The organism is Chitinophaga agri (assembly GCF_010093065.1).
Taxonomy (GTDB): Bacteria; Bacteroidota; Bacteroidia; order Chitinophagales; family Chitinophagaceae; genus Chitinophaga; species Chitinophaga agri.
On record NZ_CP048113.1, the window covers coordinates 5957649 to 5975715 of the forward strand.

Genomic DNA, 18067 nt, shown 5'->3' on the forward strand with positions numbered 1-18067 from the left:
TCGGGACATTTTTTTTACGTGTAACTTTCGGTCAATTAAACTACCGGATGATTGTTATGAAGCATTGGCGTTATTTTATATTAATTCTCATTACTGCAGGGATTTTTGCATGTAATAAAGACAGTGATGACTCTATACCGGTTACCACTTCTAATATTAATATTTTCCAGGCAGTGCCGGGCACCGAGTTTAACGTGTTCATAGATACTACCACGTTGACAACAGGGCTGGCTTACGCGCAAAGTTCAGGTTATCACGCTTATGAGGCGAAGCGTTATACGCTTTTGGTAAGCCCCGTTGGCTACCCGGACTCCGTTTTCGCCGGAGGACAGATCAGTCTGCGGAACGGCTTTTATTATACCCTCTTTTTATCATTGACCAATGCAGGAGCACCCCAGGTATTGCTGACTGAGGATAATCTCCGTAGTACCAGGTCCGGATATGGGAGAATGCGTTATATCAATCTGAGTGATACTTATTTAAATCGTACTACCAGATTAACAGTAGATGTAAATGTGCATACAACATCAACAGATGCAGGAACAGACACCGTGCGATACTTCCGTCGTCTGAGCTACCTGGCGGCCACCGATTTCGGAGATGTACAGGTAGGACCACATTCGTTATTCGTGACTTATCCTGATTCTACACTGGCCTTCAATGGTACCACCGGTATGTCCTTTGAAGTGCAGGACCAGAGACAATATACCTTTATCGGCTATGGGAATGCCTTGAAACCGGACTCTTTTAAGATCGCTACTTTTGTCCAGTAAGTCAGCCAGATATTCCTCCGGATTATCCTGATATGTGAAAGTGTTGTTAAGTTAGGGAGGGACTAAGTATAATCATCTAAAAACCTTATTTTAGCCGTTCAAAATTTAAAATGTATTTAAGGATTAAAAAATCCACCTAACAACATGCGTACTACAAAACAATTTGTGAAAAGCGGACTATTAGCGGTATTAACAGCCGGAACATTTATGGCTTGCCAGCAGAGTAACAAACAAGCTAACAGTGGTGAGGCAGCTGCCGCAAAAGATGGCGGTGCTGTGTCTAATAGCAGCTTTATCATTGCTTATGTGGATATCGACACCGTTGAAGCTCACTACGACTATTTTAAAGAGAAGAAAGCCGAACTGGAAAAGAAACAACAGGCGATTGACAACGAACTGAATGCTAACGTACGTGCATTACAGAATGAGGCCGCTGATTTCCAGCGTCGTGCACAATCAAGCTCAATGACGCAGGCAGAAGGAGAAGCTACGCAGCGTGCCCTTTATAATAAACAGCAGCAGCTGGAAGGAAAAGCACAGAATATGCGTTCTCAATATGCTGAGCAGGAAAACAAATTCAATGAAGAGCTGCAGAAAAGGCTGAACGATTTCCTGGAGAAATTCAATGCTGATAAACGTTATGCCTTCATCCTGTCTTATCGTACCGGTGCAAGTAACGTACTGTACAAAGACCCTAAGTATGATATTACTAATGAGGTGATTAAAGGTTTAAATGAAGCTAACAAAACAGCAACTGAGAAAAAATAATAGTTGCTATAGCAAAAACATTTAAAAAATAATATATCTTAGAATCCCGTCTCCGCTAAAGAGACGGGATTTTTTGTAATCCTACAACATATGGACAACCAAAACACAGCTTTCCGTCCCAGTCTCAGCTTACTGGACGCAACCATGATCGTTGCCGGTTCTATGATCGGTTCAGGCGTTTTCCTAGTATCTGCTGAAATAGCCCGTAACGTTGGTTCCGCTGGCTGGCTGACATTGATGTGGGTGTTAGGTGGTATTGTGACCATCATCGCTGCTGTCAGTTACGGAGAGTTATCTGGTATGTATCCAAAAGCAGGAGGACAATATGTTTACCTGCGTGAAGCCTATAATCCCCTTGTAGCATTTTTGTTTGGTTGGACCCAGTTCAGTGTTATCCAGACGGGTACGATTGCCGCTGTAGCAGTCGCCTTCGCTAAATTTTCCGCTTACATGATCCCGGCTTTCAGTGATGAGAATTATTTGCTGGACCTGGGTTTCCTTAAAATATCAGCGGCACAGATCATCGCCATCATCTCTATCGTATTACTCACGTGGATCAATACACGTGGTATCAAAAATGGTAAGATCATTCAGACAGTGTTCACACTGGCGAAGCTATTGTCGCTGTTTGGTCTCATTATCTTCGGATTTCTGCTGGGTGCAAAACAGGAGATCTGGGATGCCAACTGGACAAATGCCTGGCACGCAGTGAAGCTGACACAGGATGGCGGACAGATCACCACTACACTATTGTCAGGACTGGCATTATGTGGCGCCATTGCCATTTCTATGAAAGGATCATTATTTAGCAGTGATGCCTGGAATAATATCACGTTTATCGCAGCAGAAATTAAAAATCCACAGAAGAATATTGGCAGGGCATTGTTCCTTGGTACCTTGCTCGTAACGATCGTGTATGTCAGTGCAAACCTGATGTATCTCGCGGTGGTGCCTATGCATGATATCGCTTTTGCAGCAAAGGACCGTGTAGCAGTCGTAGCTGCACAACAGATCTTTGGTAACAGCGGTTCGTATGTGATCGCTGTAATGATCATGGTATCAACATTTGGATGTAATAATGGCCTGGTGCTTGCCGGTGCCCGTATTTATTACACAATGGCGCAGGACGGGCTCTTCTTCAAAAAATCGGCGGAGCTGAATGCGCATAATGTACCTGCAAACGGTCTGTGGATACAATGTCTCTGGGCATCTTTACTTTGTTTGACTGGTAAGTACAATGACCTGCTGGCAATGGTCATATTTGGTGTGCTTGTATTTTATGTTATCACAATTGCTGGTATCTTTGTGTTACGCAGTAAACGTCCGGATATTGCCCGTCCTTACAAGGCATTCGGTTATCCGGTACTGCCAATGATCTATATAGTAATTGCGTCTGCACTGGCCTTATTACTGCTGATGTTCGAAAGTTTTTACGCTTTACTGGGATTATTGATCATTGTAACCGGTTTTCCGTTGTATTATCTGGCTATGAGGAAACAAAAAGGTGTACCAGGGGTGACGGAAAACTAAAATGGATAAAAAATAAGCCCTACTTACACAAAAGTTGTATGCAAAATGGTTGAAAATTTATTTTACTGCTGTGGAACTTTCAGTGAATTGATGTAATTTGCATGAAGACTTCCGGATTAGAGGATTGGTTTTGTGTGTAACCCTTGACGCAACGACACGTATGAATAGAAAACCCTTTGTCAACTAAGAGCACTGCTTTACCAAGGAGCAGTGAAATAAAAGGGAGGGAACCTATCATATATCACTACAGGAAGCCCGTTAAGCATAAGGAGTAGTTAGGAGGAATACATGTTCAAACATCCATTCATATTAATGTGCATGTGTGAATAACGGCTCATCAACATTGTTTGAAGATAGGTATCGCGTACAGAAAAACGAAGGTTAACATTAGAAGACTATATGCCGACAAACGACATCAATAAAGACATTTATCTTAAATTATTATAAAGGCAATTATTGCTCATTGGGTGAGGTGGAAAAGGTTTGAAAAGATCTTTCTACTTCGTAATGACAATTAAAAGCCTATACGATTTGCATTCTCGAACATTCACATGACAATCTTAACAACAAGCGTATGGTATCTACCATACGCTTTTTTTATGCCCTTCCTGCCCCCTTTGATCGCCTAATGTTAAGGAATTATGAAGTCCGGTTTTACCATTGGTACATCCCCATTCTTGCGGCGTTCTCTTTTTGTAGATTGAATAATCATTACTACGATCACCGGAAATGAAAATAGATAAGCAAATACTGGAAAGATATTTCAAGGGCAACTGTACAGCTGAAGAGGCTGAAATCGTTGCAGCTTATCTTGATCAGTCAGAGACGCCGGTAGCTGATGAGTGGTTTGACCAGATGTATGAAGAAGTACTGGAAGAAGAACGACAATCGATAAGTCTGCCGGAAAAGGAAACAAAACCCCCTGTTATATATAGCAGATGGTATAGCATCGCTGCAGCCGTTGTGGTGTTATTGGGCGTATGCACCTGGCTGTTACAGATGAGACAGCGTAATGGTGTAAAAATGACCCTGGCACTTACCTGGGATACCCTTGCCAACAATGATAATAACATCAAGCTGATGACGATGATCGACGGATCGCGTATATGGCTGGCGCCTCACTCCAGTGTTATTTATCCTGATAATTATAATGACACCAGCAGGGAAGTGTGGTTACAGGGTGAAGCGTATTTCGAAGTAGCACAACATGCTAATAAATCTTTCAGTGTTCATACCTATCACCTGAAAACAATTGCATTAGGTACCGCATTCAATGTATCAACCAGTAACTATGCTGATGGTAGTATCCAGGTGAGCCTGACCGAAGGAAAAGTAGCCGTTACCAGCAATTCCTACTCGCTCATATTAAGGCCAGGAGAGATGGTGCGTTGCAGTGGAGATAGTTATTCCCGCCCCGCTGAGTTCAGTGTCAGGGAGGTGATGGACTGGAGGAATGGCAAACTGGTATTTGAAAAAACCTCATTGGGAGATGTATTTGCAAAATTACAATCACGCTATGGATGTAAAATTATAGTTGATAAAAATGTAGCAAGATCGCAGAAAGTATCTGGTGTGTTCCATGCTGGGGCATCAGTAGAAAATATTCTGGAAGCAATACAATATGTACACGGTTTCCAGGTGGTTAAAAGAGATGATAACACGTATGAGATAACTACGGGAAAATAATTAGAAGTCACAACAAAATTCATTAGGGGATCACCTAGCCTGTATTTATTTACTATCAAATAGCAATTTCTAAAGTATGCAAAAATCTACAAAAGGGTTTTGTAATGGGAGAGTTATGCACAGTTGGAAGGCTTTCCTGTTATGTTTTCTTGCAGCAGGATCTCCTGCTGTGTTAATGGGGCAATCTTATCAGACGCTGGGGGATAAAGTGTCTATGAATCTGCAACACACCAATGCTGCAGCCGTTGTAAAATCACTTGAACAACAAACAGCTTATACATTCGCTTACGATCCGGACTATCTGGCACACTGCACATTTGAAGCAGTAAATTTCAATGGGCAGACGCTGGCACAGGTATTAAACTACCTGGATGTTTATGCACCAATCGATATTGTCTATTCAAATAATACTGTAGCTCTCAAACAGGGCAAACAGGAGAAGTCATCCGTGAAAGAGAAAGGACGTGTTAAAGGGAAGATCGTTGACAATAAAAATGAGCCTTTACCTGGTGTGACGGTACAGTCAGAAGGCGGCCTCGGTGTAGTCTCCAGCGTAGATGGCAGCTACGAACTGAATCTGACTCCAGGCACCTACACGCTTACTTTTAGCTACGTATCTTATGATACGCGTAAAGTAACGGAAGTAATAGTAAAAGAAGGTGGTGTAACGCCGCTGGACATTATTATGAAAAGCAGCAGTTCCCGTCTGAAAGAAGTAACTATAACCGGAAATTATAAACGTGCATCTGTAGAAGGTCTGTACGCACTACAGAAAAACAATGCCGCCATTACTGATGGTATCAGCTCTGAACAAATAGCGCGGACGCCCGATAAAAATATTGGTGAGGTATTGAAACGTGTGAGTGGGCTGGCGACAGTTGATAACAAATATGTTGTTGTACGTGGTCTCAGCGAACGTTATAACCAGGCCGTGCTGAATGGTCAGGTCATGCCCAGCACAGAGCTGAACCGAAAGAACTTCAGCTTCGATATCGTTCCTGCTAATATCGTGGAAAACGTAACAGTGGTAAAGACTTTAACACCTGACCGTAGTGCGGAATTTGGTGGTGGTCTGGTGGAAGTAAATACACTTGACATGCCCGCGCAGGACTTTCTAAATATCGGCATCGGAAGTAGTTTAAACAGTCTCACAACTGGTGAGAATTTCCGCACATTAAAACTGGAAGGAAAAGAATACTGGGGTAAAGCGGCAGATCATCGTAATCTGCTGGGGCAGACAAAATGGAACAACTCTGCAGATGTTATCGCAAAGTATGAGTCAAATAATAAAGATCTCAAACAGTTCAGTAACAACTGGGGTGTGTATGAAATGAAAGCACCCGTTTCTCAGAACTATCAGATATCCGCAGGTAAAGTAATGCCTCTCGGTGGCAAAAGACAACTTGGTATTGTCGCTTCTGCTAACTACAGAAACACTTTCCAGACCCAGGATATCGAAATGACAAGAGATGGTTTTGACGCAGGATTCACTGGCAAGCGCTATGGATTTACAACAAACCTGGGCGGGCTGTTAGGAATAGGTTATAAAAGTGAACGTACAAGATTAAGCCTTCAGAGCATATATATCCGCACACTTGACCAGCAGTTGCTGTTAGGTGAAGGGGAACATACAGATCCCAGTGGTCATCTCTTAGGCTACTATGATCTGACTACGCAGACTTCTCTCTGGCAAACGCAGTTAAAAGGTGAACAGTCACTGGGTAAACGTGGCGTTAAACTGAAATGGTTAGGTAGCTATGTATTGCTGGATAAACAAAAACCAGACAACCATCAGTTCCTGGCGTACACACTGGAGGATAGTAAACTCCCTTCCAATGAGTTTAACATCAGCGGACCATTCAGTGGCGGTATCAGTGATGGTGCGTTACGTTGGTGGAGCCGTGCCTATGAAAAAGATTACAACTGGGATGTTGCATTGTCTGTACCATTTAAATTAGGCGAGGGTTCCTTCCGCTCAGATAATACCTTTAAAGCAGGTTATTCAGGATGGAGTAAAAACAGGTTGTTCTATGTATTGAACACTGGTTCGAAAGGATTTAACACGCAGGATTATCCGGCATTATCACAAACATTTATTCCTGAAAGAGGAGGAGAGATCTACCTGAGCCGCTTTACAGATGATTTTAACAGAACAGCTGCATTACATGGCATGTATGCGATGCTTGATAACAAAATAAATGAAAAGTGGAGACTGGTATGGGGAGTAAGGGCAGAGTATTTCAATCTGAATAACATCAATAGTGTCCTCGACTCAGTGTTCAGAGCAATCAATGCCGGAAGGAACTGGCCGCTCGACTATAGTGCATTGGAAAACAGAGAACCCAACTGGCATCTGTTTCCCTCTGCTAACCTCACCTACAGCGTGACGCCAGCAATGAACCTGCGTTTGTCCTATGCCAAGAGTATTATCCGTCCTGACCTGAGAGAGTTGTCTTTCTTCCGCGAATATGACTTTGAATTAGGTGGCGCTTATGAGAGTGCACTGGTAAAATCAACAACTGTTCAACACTTTGATTTCCGTTACGAATGGTATCCCGGACCTGGGGAGATTATCTCTGCATCACTCTTCTACAAGAATTTCAGAGATCCTATGGAGATCTACAAACAGGGCGATATCAGATTATTCCACCTGAAGAACAATAAAACGGCGAAGAACTATGGACTGGAAATAGAGGTGAGAAAGTCACTCGCATTCACAGAGGTACCTGTGCTCAGAGATATCACCCTGTATGGAAATATGACTATTCTTGATTCCCGTGTAACGCCCGTCGATATTGACTTTAACAGATTAGACCCGAAAGATTCCACTAAGGTATTGCCAACAGAATCAATTAGAAAAGAAGAGAAAAGACCACAGACAGGCGCAAGCAACTATATGGTGAATGCTGGTATCTACTACGATAAAAAGCCGGTATCACTGAGCCTTGTGTACAACTGGGTGAGTAACAGGATGTTCCGTCCGGCTCAGTACTATAGCGAATCTCTGTTTGAACGCCCCGTTACAGCACTGGATGCACAGCTGGGTGTAAGACTACTGAAAGAAAAGCTGCAGCTCCGGCTGAACGTCTCAAACCTATTAAATAGTTATTCAATCATTTATCGCAATTTCTATACAGACCCCGCTATCAGTAACTATCAGAAAGACCCAAGTGTAAAGGATTTGCTGTACAAGAAAGGAGAGGACCGGATTGACTATCAGGCGAAACCAGGAAGGACTTTTAGCGCAACACTTACCTATAATTTCTAATTTTTTGTATACGCGTAAACCCGAGATAAAACCCTGATCAGGTAATACTCTAGACACACAAACCAAAAACAAACAAACTCAAAACGAGAACCCATGAGAAAACACTCTCTGATTCTTTCTGTAGCAGCAGCGCTGTTTGCATTGAGCACTGCCTGTAAGAAAGAAAATGCCATCGTAAACGATCGCTCATTGACTGCTGGCCCTATTCACTCTTGCGGTGACAGTACTATCTCAGGCGTAATTACGTCCAACTTATTCCTGGATAGCTGTAAAGTGTACAAATTAAGTGGTATTGTGTACGTAAGCAACAACGCTACACTGACAATCTCTAAAGGTGCCCTGGTACAAGGTATCAAAGGTGCTCCGGGTGGTACGCTGGTGATCACCCGCGGTGCTAAACTGGTAGCTGCTGGTACTCAGTATAGCCCAATCCTGTTCACTTCTGATCAGGCAACTCCTGCTTCAGGTGACTGGGGTGGTATCGTTCTGCTGGGTAAAGCAAACATCAACCAGGGAGATTCTGCTCTCGTAGAAGGTATCGGTGGTACACCTCCAGCTAGCGCTTACTATGGTGGTACCGTTACGAATGACAACTCTGGTGTACTGACTTATGTAAGAATTGAGTACGCTGGTTACGAACTGTCAACTGACAACGAACTGAACGGTCTGACACTGGCTGGTGTTGGTTCCGGTACTACGCTCAACCACGTTGAAGTGTACAAATCTAAAGACGATGCATTCGAATTCTTCGGCGGTAGTGTAAATGCTACTCACCTGATCGCTATCGATCCACTGGACGATATGTTCGATTTCGATAATGGCTTCAGCGGTTCTATCGATTATGCTTTGGGTGTTTCCGATCCTAATCGTGCTGACAAGAGCCAGTCTAACGGTATCGAAAGTGATAACCTGGCTTCAGGTGATTCAACTAAATCACCTTTCACTAAAGCTGTGCTGAACCACTTCACTATCATCGGTCAGCCTAGTCTTGCTGCTGCCAGCATCACTAATGGTCAGCCTTCTGGTACTGGTAGATATGGTCGCGCTGCTCATTTCCGCAGAAGCAGCCGTTTCGATGTTAGAAACTCAATTTTCATGGGCTTCCTGACAGGTATTTCCCTGGACGGTGCTTTAGGTAACACACCATGTGCATATTTCCGTGGTCTGTCAGCACTGGCTGATACCAACCTGGTACATGCATACAATACACCAACTGGTCCATTCACTATCGAAGGTACAAGTGCTTGTCTGACTTCATCTACTTTCTATAGCCGGGCTACTGCACAGAACTTTGGTTACACTTTCACAGCTCCGAACACAGGTATTAACCTGGTTAGTCCGTTCGGAAGAACTGCGGCTGGTTATTTCCCTGCAGCTTCCTCTTTTGCCCGCACTTATGCTGCTGGTGCATTCACTTATGGAGGTGCTGACTGGACTGCCGGTTTCGGTCGCTTCGACTTATAAGATCTGAGATCACTACAATAGGTGTGGAGAGCACGTCTCTCCACACTTCTTTAAAACAAATACAAACATGCTGAGGTTTTCAAAGGTTATTTTACTTGCTGCATTAGTATTACTGGCAGCATGCAGAAAGGGAGATCCTGTAAGCGAATTTAGCTTCGCTTCTTTTACAGCTGAATTACTGGCATTACCAGGGACAGCTGATCTTGACATCTATGTAGGTGAAACAAAAGTCGATTCACTAACTGCCGGAAGAACTGCAGGTCTTCCTACTCCGTTGATGATGGCAGCAGGACAGTCAACTACTATTTCATTCAGAAAGGCGGGAACAGATAGCCTCGTATTGGATACTGTCGTAAATGCAATTGCCGGTGACAGACTGGATTTAAAACTTGCATACAGCCCGGCGCTGGGTGTAACAAGTTTTATGACTGCCAGCGAAGGAAACATACCTGCTGATTCAGCTGTATTTTTCCTATTCAATCAGTTGCCGGTAGAAATACAGGCAGATGATGCACATGTAGATGCTTATCTATTCAAGTTTGATGGGGTGGATTTTGTGGAGTCAGGTATTTCCTGGACTAATCTTGAAAGAAATAAACTACACACTAATCAGATAACTCTGGCGGTAAACGGAGAAAACGGATTGCCGCTCCAATATATTATCAGACTGAAAAACAGCGTGACTGGTGAATATCTCTCAGATGGATTTGGTATGACTGATATTCCGCTGAACTTTATACCAGGACAGCGACAGATCGCATCAGTAAAAGCAATGGAGTTTTTCGGAATGTGGTTGTATTACGCAGAAAATACAATCTACTAAATCATTCCAGTTGTTAAGCGGATTCATGATTATACTATACGATAACCCTCTGATAAGATATGATGTTTGCATAGCATAACATCACCTAGAATGTTTCAGTAAATGGTATGTTGTATCCACAGCATACCTTTTTTTGTCCCTATCTGGCAATTTTCTGAATGGATAATTATCTTAACGCCGCCGGTAGTTTCACCATATTCCTGTCTGCCATCTCCGCCTGTGCATCATAATATCGCAACACCGTTTTCTCTGGATATGCCTGTTGTCTTCCTCCTCCTGATATGATCGCCATTGCTTTTGCTATCAGCGGATCTTTCTCATTGCCAACAGGCGCTAATGGTAATTTCCCCATTTCATCAATAATATAATCTGGTATGATACCATTGGTATATCCCCCTTCTCCTTTTGCATTTGCTAGATTGTAGGTGATTGGCAATAACGTATAGGGAATACGCTGTGGGGAGCGCATATCGCTGATGATAACGGCGGCTTTGTCTTTCCCAAGTGTATGCTGGCCGATCTGCACGACCTGCATGTAGGGTTTCAGTGTATTGATAGTCAGTTCAGCTGCGGAAGCTGTTTGCAGACCAGTCAGTATAAAGACCCGTTGTAGTGAAAGTCTGCCTGGAGCTAAGTTAGCAAAGGCAATAGGAGCACCACTCTCAGGTACAGACAGTGCTGACTTGTAGGATACAGCACGTTGCCCCATGTTGTTGTTGCCTGCATATTTTGCAAAAATGCTGTTCTCATCAATGTTCGGGGCGATCAATGCATTCAGCATGGCTGCTCCTGTAACAGATCCTCCTGGGTTATACCGCAGGTCCAGGACCAGTTCAGTAGCGCCGGACGTTTTGAACTGTTTGAATGCATTAAATAATCCCTGGTTATAACGATCATCAAACGCGTTGTAGAAGAGATAAGCGACCGTCTTCCCGTGTACGGTTTGTACGCTCTGCTGATATATTGGTTGTTCCCGGAAGTGCTGGGCGTTCAGGATTATGTCTCCTCCCTTTGTGATCGTATTGTTGCTGATGGTTGCCAGCGTAAGCACCGCGCTACCACCAGAGAGCATCTCCTGACCGATAGCTGCCGCGTTCGAAGTGGTCAGTGTCGTACCATTGATAGCTGTGAAATAACTGCCTCTTGCCAGTCCCAGCGCTGCAGCAGGCGATCCCGGGATGACCAGTCCTATGACACCAATAACGCCACCTGGCGCCTGTGGATAACCGACAATGTTATAACTGATCCCGAAAGTTGTCAGCATGTATTTGGGGAAACTGGTTGCATCATCCTGCCTGTAGATGACGGAGAACCGGTCCGCCTTGTTCTTTAATCCCGTAAAGAAGGCGGTGGCCGACGGCTGACTGTCTGCTATGCTGGGCAGTGAATTATTCCACAGATAGAACATCCGCATACTGTCAAGTATCCAGTTATTTACTTCCTGTCTGGTGACGGGACCGGTGGGAACTACGGGCTGGACGACATCATCTTTTTTGCAGGAAACGATCAGCAAAGAAGTGGTAAGGGCTAGAATGGATTTCCGGTACATACCTGTCTGGGTTAAAGCAGTTTTTTACATATCGTAATGGGCCATCATTTCCCTCCTGATGTACTGGAGGGCAAGATTAAGGTGATTCCTCACCGTCGTGGGGGAAAGACTTAACTGATCAGCGATCTCTTTGTTGCTTTTTCCTTTGTCACGGCTGAGCAGGTAAATGTTGCGCCGTTGTTCCGGCATCTGTTCAATCAGCTTATGGACCTGCTGACTAAACTCCTTGCGCATGAGCGTGTCTTCATCCCCATCATCTGTGGATACGGGACCTGATGATAATTGCGACAGTGATTTTCTTTCACGGTATAGTTTCCTTGTTTCATCGATGACAATATGTTTTACGAACACGAACAGGAGGGGAAATACATCCTGGTCTTTATTCACCTTGTGGATGTTTTCCCAGAGTTTGATGAAACACTGCTGCGTTACTTCCTCCGCCCGTTGCCGGTCGCTGGTAAGTTTGAATGCTAACCGGTACACCTTTTCCCTGTTGGCTTCAAATAGTTGACCAAAGAGTATCCTGGATGGGTTATCAGACATATAGTTTGATATGTGGTTGCTATAATGGAAAATAAATGTAAGCAGTAGATGTTACTTGAATGTTAAGCCTGAGCAGTAGCGAATTTCAGCCGATGCAAACGTGCGTTTGGGAGTGGTAGGATGAACTATTTCATCAATTTATATACATTTGCTCCATGTATACAGAACAGTATAATCAAATATTTGATCAGTGTATTGCTGATTACCATGTACACAATAGTGTGCACCAGCCTATCCATAATCCTTATGAAAAAACAGCTTTTGAGCACCTGCTGTATCTGAAAAACTGGATCGATACCGTTCAGTGGCATCTGGAAGACATCATCCGTGATCCATTGATCGATCCTGTGAAAGCGCTGGAGATCAAGCGCTGGATCGACCGTTCCAACCAGGAACGTACCGATGTAGTGGAATACATCGACGGCTATTTCCTTGATAAACATAAAGATACGGTAACCACTGCCGACGCGGCAATTAATACGGAGAGTCCGGCGTGGGCAATTGACCGTCTTTCCATTCTTGCACTGAAGATCTATCATATGCGGGAGGAAGCGACCCGTGTGGATGCTACGCCTGAACACCGGGAAGCCTGTCAGCGTAAGCTGGACATCCTGCTGGAGCAGCGTCAGGACCTGGGAACGGCTATTACCCAGTTACTGGAGGATATCGCAGCCGGCCGTAAGTACATGAAAGTGTACAAACAGATGAAGATGTACAATGATCCTGCCTTAAATCCGGTGCTTTACAAGGGGAAATAATTTATGTCTGAAAAACTCAGGACCATACTGGCCATCCGGTTTTCTGCCATGGGAGATGTGGCAATGACCATTCCGGTGATGCAGCAGGTATTGGAACAAAATCCCGGTATACAGATCGTTTTTGTGTCAAATAAGAACTGGGGTGCCCTTTGTGCTGGTATTCCACGTTTGACATTCTTTCCTGCCGATCTGAAAGGTGCGCATAACGGATTTAAAGGCTTGTTCCGTCTTTTCAGGGAAGTAAGGAAGGCCTACCAGATTGATGCCGTCGCCGATATGCATCATGTACTGCGTTCACAGATCGTACGTGCATTTTTCAGACTAACTGGTAGATCGGTAGCAGCTATTGATAAAGGCAGGGCGGAAAAGAAAGCACTGGCCCGTCCGGAGGAAAAGGTATTGAAACCATTAACCAGCACTATAGAGCGATATGCGGCCGTTTTCCGCGAACTGGGACTGTCTGTCACTATTGACCCAAAACAACCCGTTTTTGCCCGACAGGAGCTTACAGCAGCCATGCTGGAAGTAACAGGTGCCAGGAACGGAGATAAATGGATTGGCCTCGCGCCATTTGCCACTTATAAGGAGAAAACTTATCCGCTGGACAAAATGGAAGCCATACTGGCGGCATTGGTAGACAGGAAAAATACAAAGGTACTGTTGATGGGAGGTGGTGCCTCTGAGGTCGCGCAACTGACTTCGCTGGCTATAAAATATCCTGCGGCAGTTGTTGTAGCCGGCAGGTTCCGTTTGCCCGAGGAAATGGCAATTATCAGTAACTTTGATGTGATGATCAGTATGGACTCTGCCAATATGCACCTGGCATCTCTTTTTGGTGTGCCGGTCGTATCCATCTGGGGAGCCACCCATCCATTCGCAGGATTCATGGGATTCGGTCAGCGGGAAGAGAATGCTGTACAGCTGGAAAACCTTTCCTGCAGGCCTTGTTCTATCTTCGGGAACAAGCCATGTTTCCGCGGAGATCATGCCTGTATGGAGTGGATTGAGCCGGTTGCAGTCGAAGAAAAAGTGATAAATTTGATCGGATAGAGAAAATTTTTAAAACTTTTTTTTGTGGATTAATAAAAAATGCTAATTTCGCCATCCCAAATCACAGTGATGCGGTTGCAGAATAGCAGTAGGATGAGAGCCACACGGGATTTGTAATAGAAGAGATAGAAAGTATCGCAAGTTATAGTTTGTCCTATAGTATAATGGTAGTACAACTGATTTTGGTTCAGTTTGTCTAGGTTCGAATCCTGGTAGGACAACAAAAAATTAAACCGCTCTAGTAGCGGTTTTTTTATTTCTGCTTCCTGTAAGGACCCAAATTTGTAAAAAATACCCCATGACAAAAATAGTCCTCTACATGGCCATCAGCCTCGATGGCTATATCGCCCGCAGAGACAATGGCATTAATGGCTGGCCAGCTATCCGGAAAAGGAGAGGACCAGCCGAACATACGTTTCGTCCACACTGATATCCCAACTTTCATTAACGATCTGAAGCAGCCGGAAGGAAAGGATATCTGGCTGATCAGAGGTGTTAAACTGAACGCCCTGTTCCTGGAACAGCAATGGATCGACGAGATGATCATGCTTGTCATGCATGTCGCCCTGGGAGAAGGCATTCCCTTATTTGAAGGAGGGATTTTTCAAACACAGTTCACACTGGAGGCCGTTACAAAGTATACCAATAGCGTAGCAGGCTTACGCTATCGTAAGCAGTAATTCCTGAATTGATGCACAAATTGTCCGGTTGTATTATAATTTTGTGCTCAACATCCGGGAACGGTCAAATTACAGCACAATGAATTTTTATACACGTAAATGGGTAAAACCAGAGGACCTGAATGCACATGGGACATTATTCGGCGGCAGCCTGCTGCGCTGGATAGATGAAGAGGCAGCTATTTATTCCATTATACAGCTGGGTACGAACAGATGTGTGACGAAATATATGTCTGAGATCAACTTTGTCAGCTCTGCCAAACAGGGTGATATTGTTGAACTGGGGATAAAAGCAGTTCACTTTGGACGAACGTCCCTGACACTGACCTGTCAGGTAAGAAATAAGATTACACAGAAAGTGATCCTGACTGTGGATAAAATGGTATTTGTAAGTCTGGACGAACATGGCACGCCTGTACCTCACGGACGTACAAAGATCACGTATACCGATGAGCGTCTGCGTGAAGAAGAGTAGTACATTCCTATGCTAACGATAACACCCTATACCCTATGAATTTTGACTTCTACGAAGAGTTTCAGAACTTTTCCAATACTGAACTACTGAAGATTATCCGTCAACCGGAACAATACGATCCGCAGGCTGTAATAGCCGCCAACAAGCTCATTGCTGAAAGAGATGTGACAGAAGAAGAAAAGGATGTAGTAGATGATCATATTAACCAGCAGGTAGCTAAACACGAGAAGAAACAGCTGGCGAATAAACAATTGCAGACATTTTTCCAGTCTTTTGTACAACCGGATCCCGGCAGTTATGAAGTATATCTCAATGGTATGCTTTTGTTGCTGGTGATAAGCAGTTTCTATCAGCTATTCCTTATTTATGGTCCAGGAGGAACATTCTATCTATGCACTGATTGTAGTGACAGGGTATTGATCATGGGATTTGTACTGCCTGCAGGTATGCTACTGATCGCCTATTTGCTGTTTTCCCGCCAGCGCTGGGGATGGCTCCTGTCATTTGGATGGTTTATCACCGTTGTTGCATTTTATGTCATATGCTATATCCTTAATGCCACTTCCTTCATGAGGTTTTTCGTGCCCTGGCTGGAATTTGTAATAGGGACAACATTATATTCAGGTGCCATCTATGTGTTGAATAAACCCCAGATGAAAGAAGCTTTTGGTATTACATCTGCAATGATTTTAAAAACCGCCATCGCAGGCTTGGTCATAGCCATCGTCTGCGTTGTACTGGTCAATTTCTTCTGGACATAAAAACAGAAAAGGGACTGAAATCATCATTTCAGTCCCTTTTCTATAATATCCTGATCCCTAAGCCGCTGCCGCTACTTCAACAGAAACTGTCTTACGTGGTCCGTACTTGATCTTATTAGATCTTTCTGAGAACGGACGTTCCACATATTTCCAGAAAACATAACCTACGCCCAGGCAAAACAATACGGCAAATGTGAATAACAGTATGTCATATTGTGGCTTGACGTACCTGCTGGCCAGATTGATCAGTTTCACCCCAACCGGGAAGTGTAACAGATATACGGAGTAAGAGATCTCTCCCAGAAAATCAAACGCCTGGTGCACCTTGCCCGTATACAGCATGATCACCAGGATAGTAGCTACTGCTGCTATGGTTGGTGCTGCACCATAGAACAGGTAGGTAAATACCGCTATTGCAGTGATATAGCCTACTTCCAGCCAGTTCTTACCACCTTTCATATACATAACGTATCCTATCATGCCGATCATGAAGTACAGCAGGTGACTGAACAGGTCAATATATTCTACAACAGCTGTCTGACTGATCACCATAAACAAAGGGATACTTGCAGCCAGCGTCGCCTTCGGATACTTCTGCAGTAATAAAAAGAACAGCCCGATAAAGAGATAATATTCCGCCTCTACCTTCAATGTCCAGAACACAGGATTGGAATCCGGATGATGCAGATAGAAAAGGCTTAGAAAGATACTCGACGGTGTCTCCGGAAACGCAATATGTTTTACGACGGTAGAGGATACAAGAATGACCAGTGTGATAGCCAACGCGATCAGATAAGGGGGGTGTAACCTGATCAGCCGTTTTAACAGGAATTTCCCATAATGCTTCAGCTCATACCGTCCTTTATCCAGACTCAACGGAATAACAAATCCTGAAATGACGAAAAAGACCTGCACACCATACTTTCCATATTCATGAAAGATGTCAAACATGCCTGCTAATACATTACCGTCCTGGCTAAATGGCTGTCCGAAGTGGCAAAAACATACCATCAATACAGCAAGCGCCCTTAAAAAGCTGAGACTCTCTACTTTTCTTTTAGTGTCCATGGAGATGAGGTTTTTTCAGAAGATTGGTAAGACAAATATACTGTCTCACCATTATATATTATCCTTTGAACTGATGTATTTTTATCCCTGAAATAAGTAGTTTTCAGGTGGGGTTGTTCACCAGTATGGAGCCTTTTAATATATCCATTTTTACGAAAGAGGCCGTCTCCCTGAAGCCGGCATCGAGCCAGAGTTGTTTACATTGTGGATTGGCATATAATACTTTCAGGGGGCGATGCTTCCTTCGCAGGCTCTCTTTAACCCTGTGGATAAACCCCTCCATGATCACATCGTCAAACGGATTGAACAGGAATATGACGCCTACTGACTCAGGCACCGTATATTGACGGGCATCCTCACAGCATATCGTGATCCTGATATGCTGATAACGGTTATACAAGAGCTGCTGCATTTCGGTGGCAGATGCACAAAGTCGTGGAGAAAGATCGATCCCTGCCAGCGTTCTGAACCCATACGCTGCTCCCATTGCCAGTACCCGGCCCTTGCCACAACCAACATCCAGCAGCGTTGTATGCAGATCCGTAGACTGCAGATGATCGAATAACCAGGTAGCAGTATAGTAGTTCACCGGTTCATACATGGCCACATGCTCTCTGTCCTCCTCCGATACTTCCCTGGCCAGATTGTCCGTGCCTATTGTCCGGATACCATACTTTCTCTCTCCGCGGATCTCATGCCTGATGATAAAAAATGCCAGATTAAGGCCCCAATGCCATCCTAAATAAATAAAGTATAACAGGTATCTCATAACACTTATCGGGATGCTGGCTCAATAGCCGGGGTAAATATTTCCAGGTTGGGGGGATTCGAACGGTTGCCTTCATGGAACAACCGTTCATTAATCATTTCC

16 protein-coding genes and 1 tRNA gene are annotated in these 18067 nt (G+C 44.1%); 13 read left to right on the forward strand and 4 right to left on the reverse strand.

The features are described from left to right. The first annotated feature begins 56 nt into the window (after positions 1–56). The 7 genes from GWR21_RS24015 to GWR21_RS24045 all read left to right on the forward strand — a co-directional run bounded on the left by GWR21_RS24015 (position 57) and on the right by GWR21_RS24045 (position 10312). Complete coding sequence (locus tag GWR21_RS24015) at positions 57–773, forward strand: DUF4397 domain-containing protein (RefSeq protein ID WP_162334167.1); 717 nt, start codon at positions 57–59, stop codon at positions 771–773. A gap of 144 nt (positions 774–917) precedes the next feature. Then, complete coding sequence (locus GWR21_RS24020; RefSeq protein WP_162334168.1) at positions 918–1541, forward strand: OmpH family outer membrane protein; 624 nt, start codon at positions 918–920, stop codon at positions 1539–1541. Positions 1542–1631: 90 nt separating this feature from the next. Further along, entirely contained in the window at positions 1632–3071 is a 1440-nt protein-coding gene (locus GWR21_RS24025; RefSeq protein ID WP_162334169.1) for an APC family permease, read from the forward strand. 729 nt (positions 3072–3800) lie between these two features. Beyond that, entirely contained in the window at positions 3801–4757 is a 957-nt protein-coding gene (locus GWR21_RS24030) for a FecR family protein (RefSeq protein ID WP_162334170.1), read from the forward strand. Between the two features lie 115 nt (positions 4758–4872). Continuing rightward, positions 4873–8025, forward strand: a complete 3153-nt coding sequence (locus tag GWR21_RS24035) for a TonB-dependent receptor domain-containing protein (RefSeq protein ID WP_162334171.1) — start codon at positions 4873–4875, stop codon at positions 8023–8025. A gap of 93 nt (positions 8026–8118) precedes the next feature. Then, on the forward strand, positions 8119–9489 hold the full coding sequence (locus tag GWR21_RS24040; protein WP_162334172.1) for a hypothetical protein: 1371 nt from the start codon (positions 8119–8121) through the stop codon (positions 9487–9489). 67 nt (positions 9490–9556) lie between these two features. Then, positions 9557–10312 (forward strand): hypothetical protein, encoded by a 756-nt coding sequence (locus tag GWR21_RS24045; RefSeq protein WP_162334173.1) that lies wholly within the window; start codon positions 9557–9559, stop codon positions 10310–10312. 166 nt (positions 10313–10478) lie between these two features. On the opposite strand, the gene GWR21_RS24050 is transcribed toward GWR21_RS24045, so the two are convergent. Next, complete coding sequence (locus GWR21_RS24050) at positions 10479–11861, reverse strand: S41 family peptidase (RefSeq protein ID WP_162334174.1); 1383 nt, start codon at positions 11859–11861, stop codon at positions 10479–10481. Between the two features lie 24 nt (positions 11862–11885). Beyond that, positions 11886–12404, reverse strand: coding sequence for an RNA polymerase sigma factor (locus GWR21_RS24055; RefSeq protein ID WP_162334175.1), 519 nt, complete (start codon positions 12402–12404; stop codon positions 11886–11888). Positions 12405–12559: 155 nt separating this feature from the next. On the opposite strand from GWR21_RS24055, the gene GWR21_RS24060 reads away from it, so the two are divergent. The 6 genes from GWR21_RS24060 (at position 12560) to GWR21_RS24085 (ending at position 16128) form a co-directional block, all read left to right on the forward strand. After that, entirely contained in the window at positions 12560–13162 is a 603-nt protein-coding gene (locus tag GWR21_RS24060; RefSeq protein ID WP_162334176.1) for a DUF4254 domain-containing protein, read from the forward strand. A gap of 3 nt (positions 13163–13165) precedes the next feature. Then, positions 13166–14212, forward strand: coding sequence for a glycosyltransferase family 9 protein (locus GWR21_RS24065; protein ID WP_162334177.1), 1047 nt, complete (start codon positions 13166–13168; stop codon positions 14210–14212). Positions 14213–14362: 150 nt separating this feature from the next. Continuing rightward, a tRNA-Gln gene (locus tag GWR21_RS24070) sits at positions 14363–14433 on the forward strand. A gap of 114 nt (positions 14434–14547) precedes the next feature. Continuing rightward, positions 14548–14892, forward strand: coding sequence for a dihydrofolate reductase family protein (locus GWR21_RS24075; RefSeq protein ID WP_162334178.1), 345 nt, complete (start codon positions 14548–14550; stop codon positions 14890–14892). Between the two features lie 79 nt (positions 14893–14971). After that, entirely contained in the window at positions 14972–15367 is a 396-nt protein-coding gene (locus tag GWR21_RS24080) for an acyl-CoA thioesterase (protein ID WP_162334179.1), read from the forward strand. Positions 15368–15402: 35 nt separating this feature from the next. Further along, on the forward strand, positions 15403–16128 hold the full coding sequence (locus GWR21_RS24085; RefSeq protein WP_162334180.1) for a hypothetical protein: 726 nt from the start codon (positions 15403–15405) through the stop codon (positions 16126–16128). A gap of 57 nt (positions 16129–16185) precedes the next feature. On the opposite strand, the gene GWR21_RS24090 is transcribed toward GWR21_RS24085, so the two are convergent. Both GWR21_RS24090 and GWR21_RS24095 read right to left on the reverse strand, forming a co-directional pair. Then, positions 16186–17196 carry an acyltransferase family protein gene (locus GWR21_RS24090; RefSeq protein WP_162334181.1) on the reverse strand — a complete coding sequence of 337 codons (1011 nt, stop codon included), beginning with the start codon at positions 17194–17196 and terminating at the stop codon, positions 16186–16188. 103 nt (positions 17197–17299) lie between these two features. Then, the gene (locus GWR21_RS24095; RefSeq protein WP_162334182.1) at positions 17300–17965 is read right to left on the reverse strand and encodes a class I SAM-dependent methyltransferase; all 666 of its coding nucleotides are present in this window, start codon (positions 17963–17965) and stop codon (positions 17300–17302) included. Positions 17966–18067: the final 102 nt, after the last annotated feature.

Coding starts and splice junctions, on each gene's coding strand:
- GWR21_RS24015 (WP_162334167.1), top strand. CDS start 57: ATGAAGCATTGGCGTTATTTTATATTAATTCTCATTACTGCAGGGATT.
- GWR21_RS24020 (WP_162334168.1), top strand. CDS start 918: ATGCGTACTACAAAACAATTTGTGAAAAGCGGACTATTAGCGGTATTA.
- GWR21_RS24025 (WP_162334169.1), top strand. CDS start 1,632: ATGGACAACCAAAACACAGCTTTCCGTCCCAGTCTCAGCTTACTGGAC.
- GWR21_RS24030 (WP_162334170.1), top strand. CDS start 3,801: ATGAAAATAGATAAGCAAATACTGGAAAGATATTTCAAGGGCAACTGT.
- GWR21_RS24035 (WP_162334171.1), top strand. CDS start 4,873: ATGCACAGTTGGAAGGCTTTCCTGTTATGTTTTCTTGCAGCAGGATCT.
- GWR21_RS24040 (WP_162334172.1), top strand. CDS start 8,119: ATGAGAAAACACTCTCTGATTCTTTCTGTAGCAGCAGCGCTGTTTGCA.
- GWR21_RS24045 (WP_162334173.1), top strand. CDS start 9,557: ATGCTGAGGTTTTCAAAGGTTATTTTACTTGCTGCATTAGTATTACTG.
- GWR21_RS24050 (WP_162334174.1), bottom strand. CDS start 11,861: ATGTACCGGAAATCCATTCTAGCCCTTACCACTTCTTTGCTGATCGTT.
- GWR21_RS24055 (WP_162334175.1), bottom strand. CDS start 12,404: ATGTCTGATAACCCATCCAGGATACTCTTTGGTCAACTATTTGAAGCC.
- GWR21_RS24060 (WP_162334176.1), top strand. CDS start 12,560: ATGTATACAGAACAGTATAATCAAATATTTGATCAGTGTATTGCTGAT.
- GWR21_RS24065 (WP_162334177.1), top strand. CDS start 13,166: ATGTCTGAAAAACTCAGGACCATACTGGCCATCCGGTTTTCTGCCATG.
- GWR21_RS24075 (WP_162334178.1), top strand. CDS start 14,548: ATGGCTATATCGCCCGCAGAGACAATGGCATTAATGGCTGGCCAGCTA.
- GWR21_RS24080 (WP_162334179.1), top strand. CDS start 14,972: ATGAATTTTTATACACGTAAATGGGTAAAACCAGAGGACCTGAATGCA.
- GWR21_RS24085 (WP_162334180.1), top strand. CDS start 15,403: ATGAATTTTGACTTCTACGAAGAGTTTCAGAACTTTTCCAATACTGAA.
- GWR21_RS24090 (WP_162334181.1), bottom strand. CDS start 17,196: ATGGACACTAAAAGAAAAGTAGAGAGTCTCAGCTTTTTAAGGGCGCTT.
- GWR21_RS24095 (WP_162334182.1), bottom strand. CDS start 17,965: ATGAGATACCTGTTATACTTTATTTATTTAGGATGGCATTGGGGCCTT.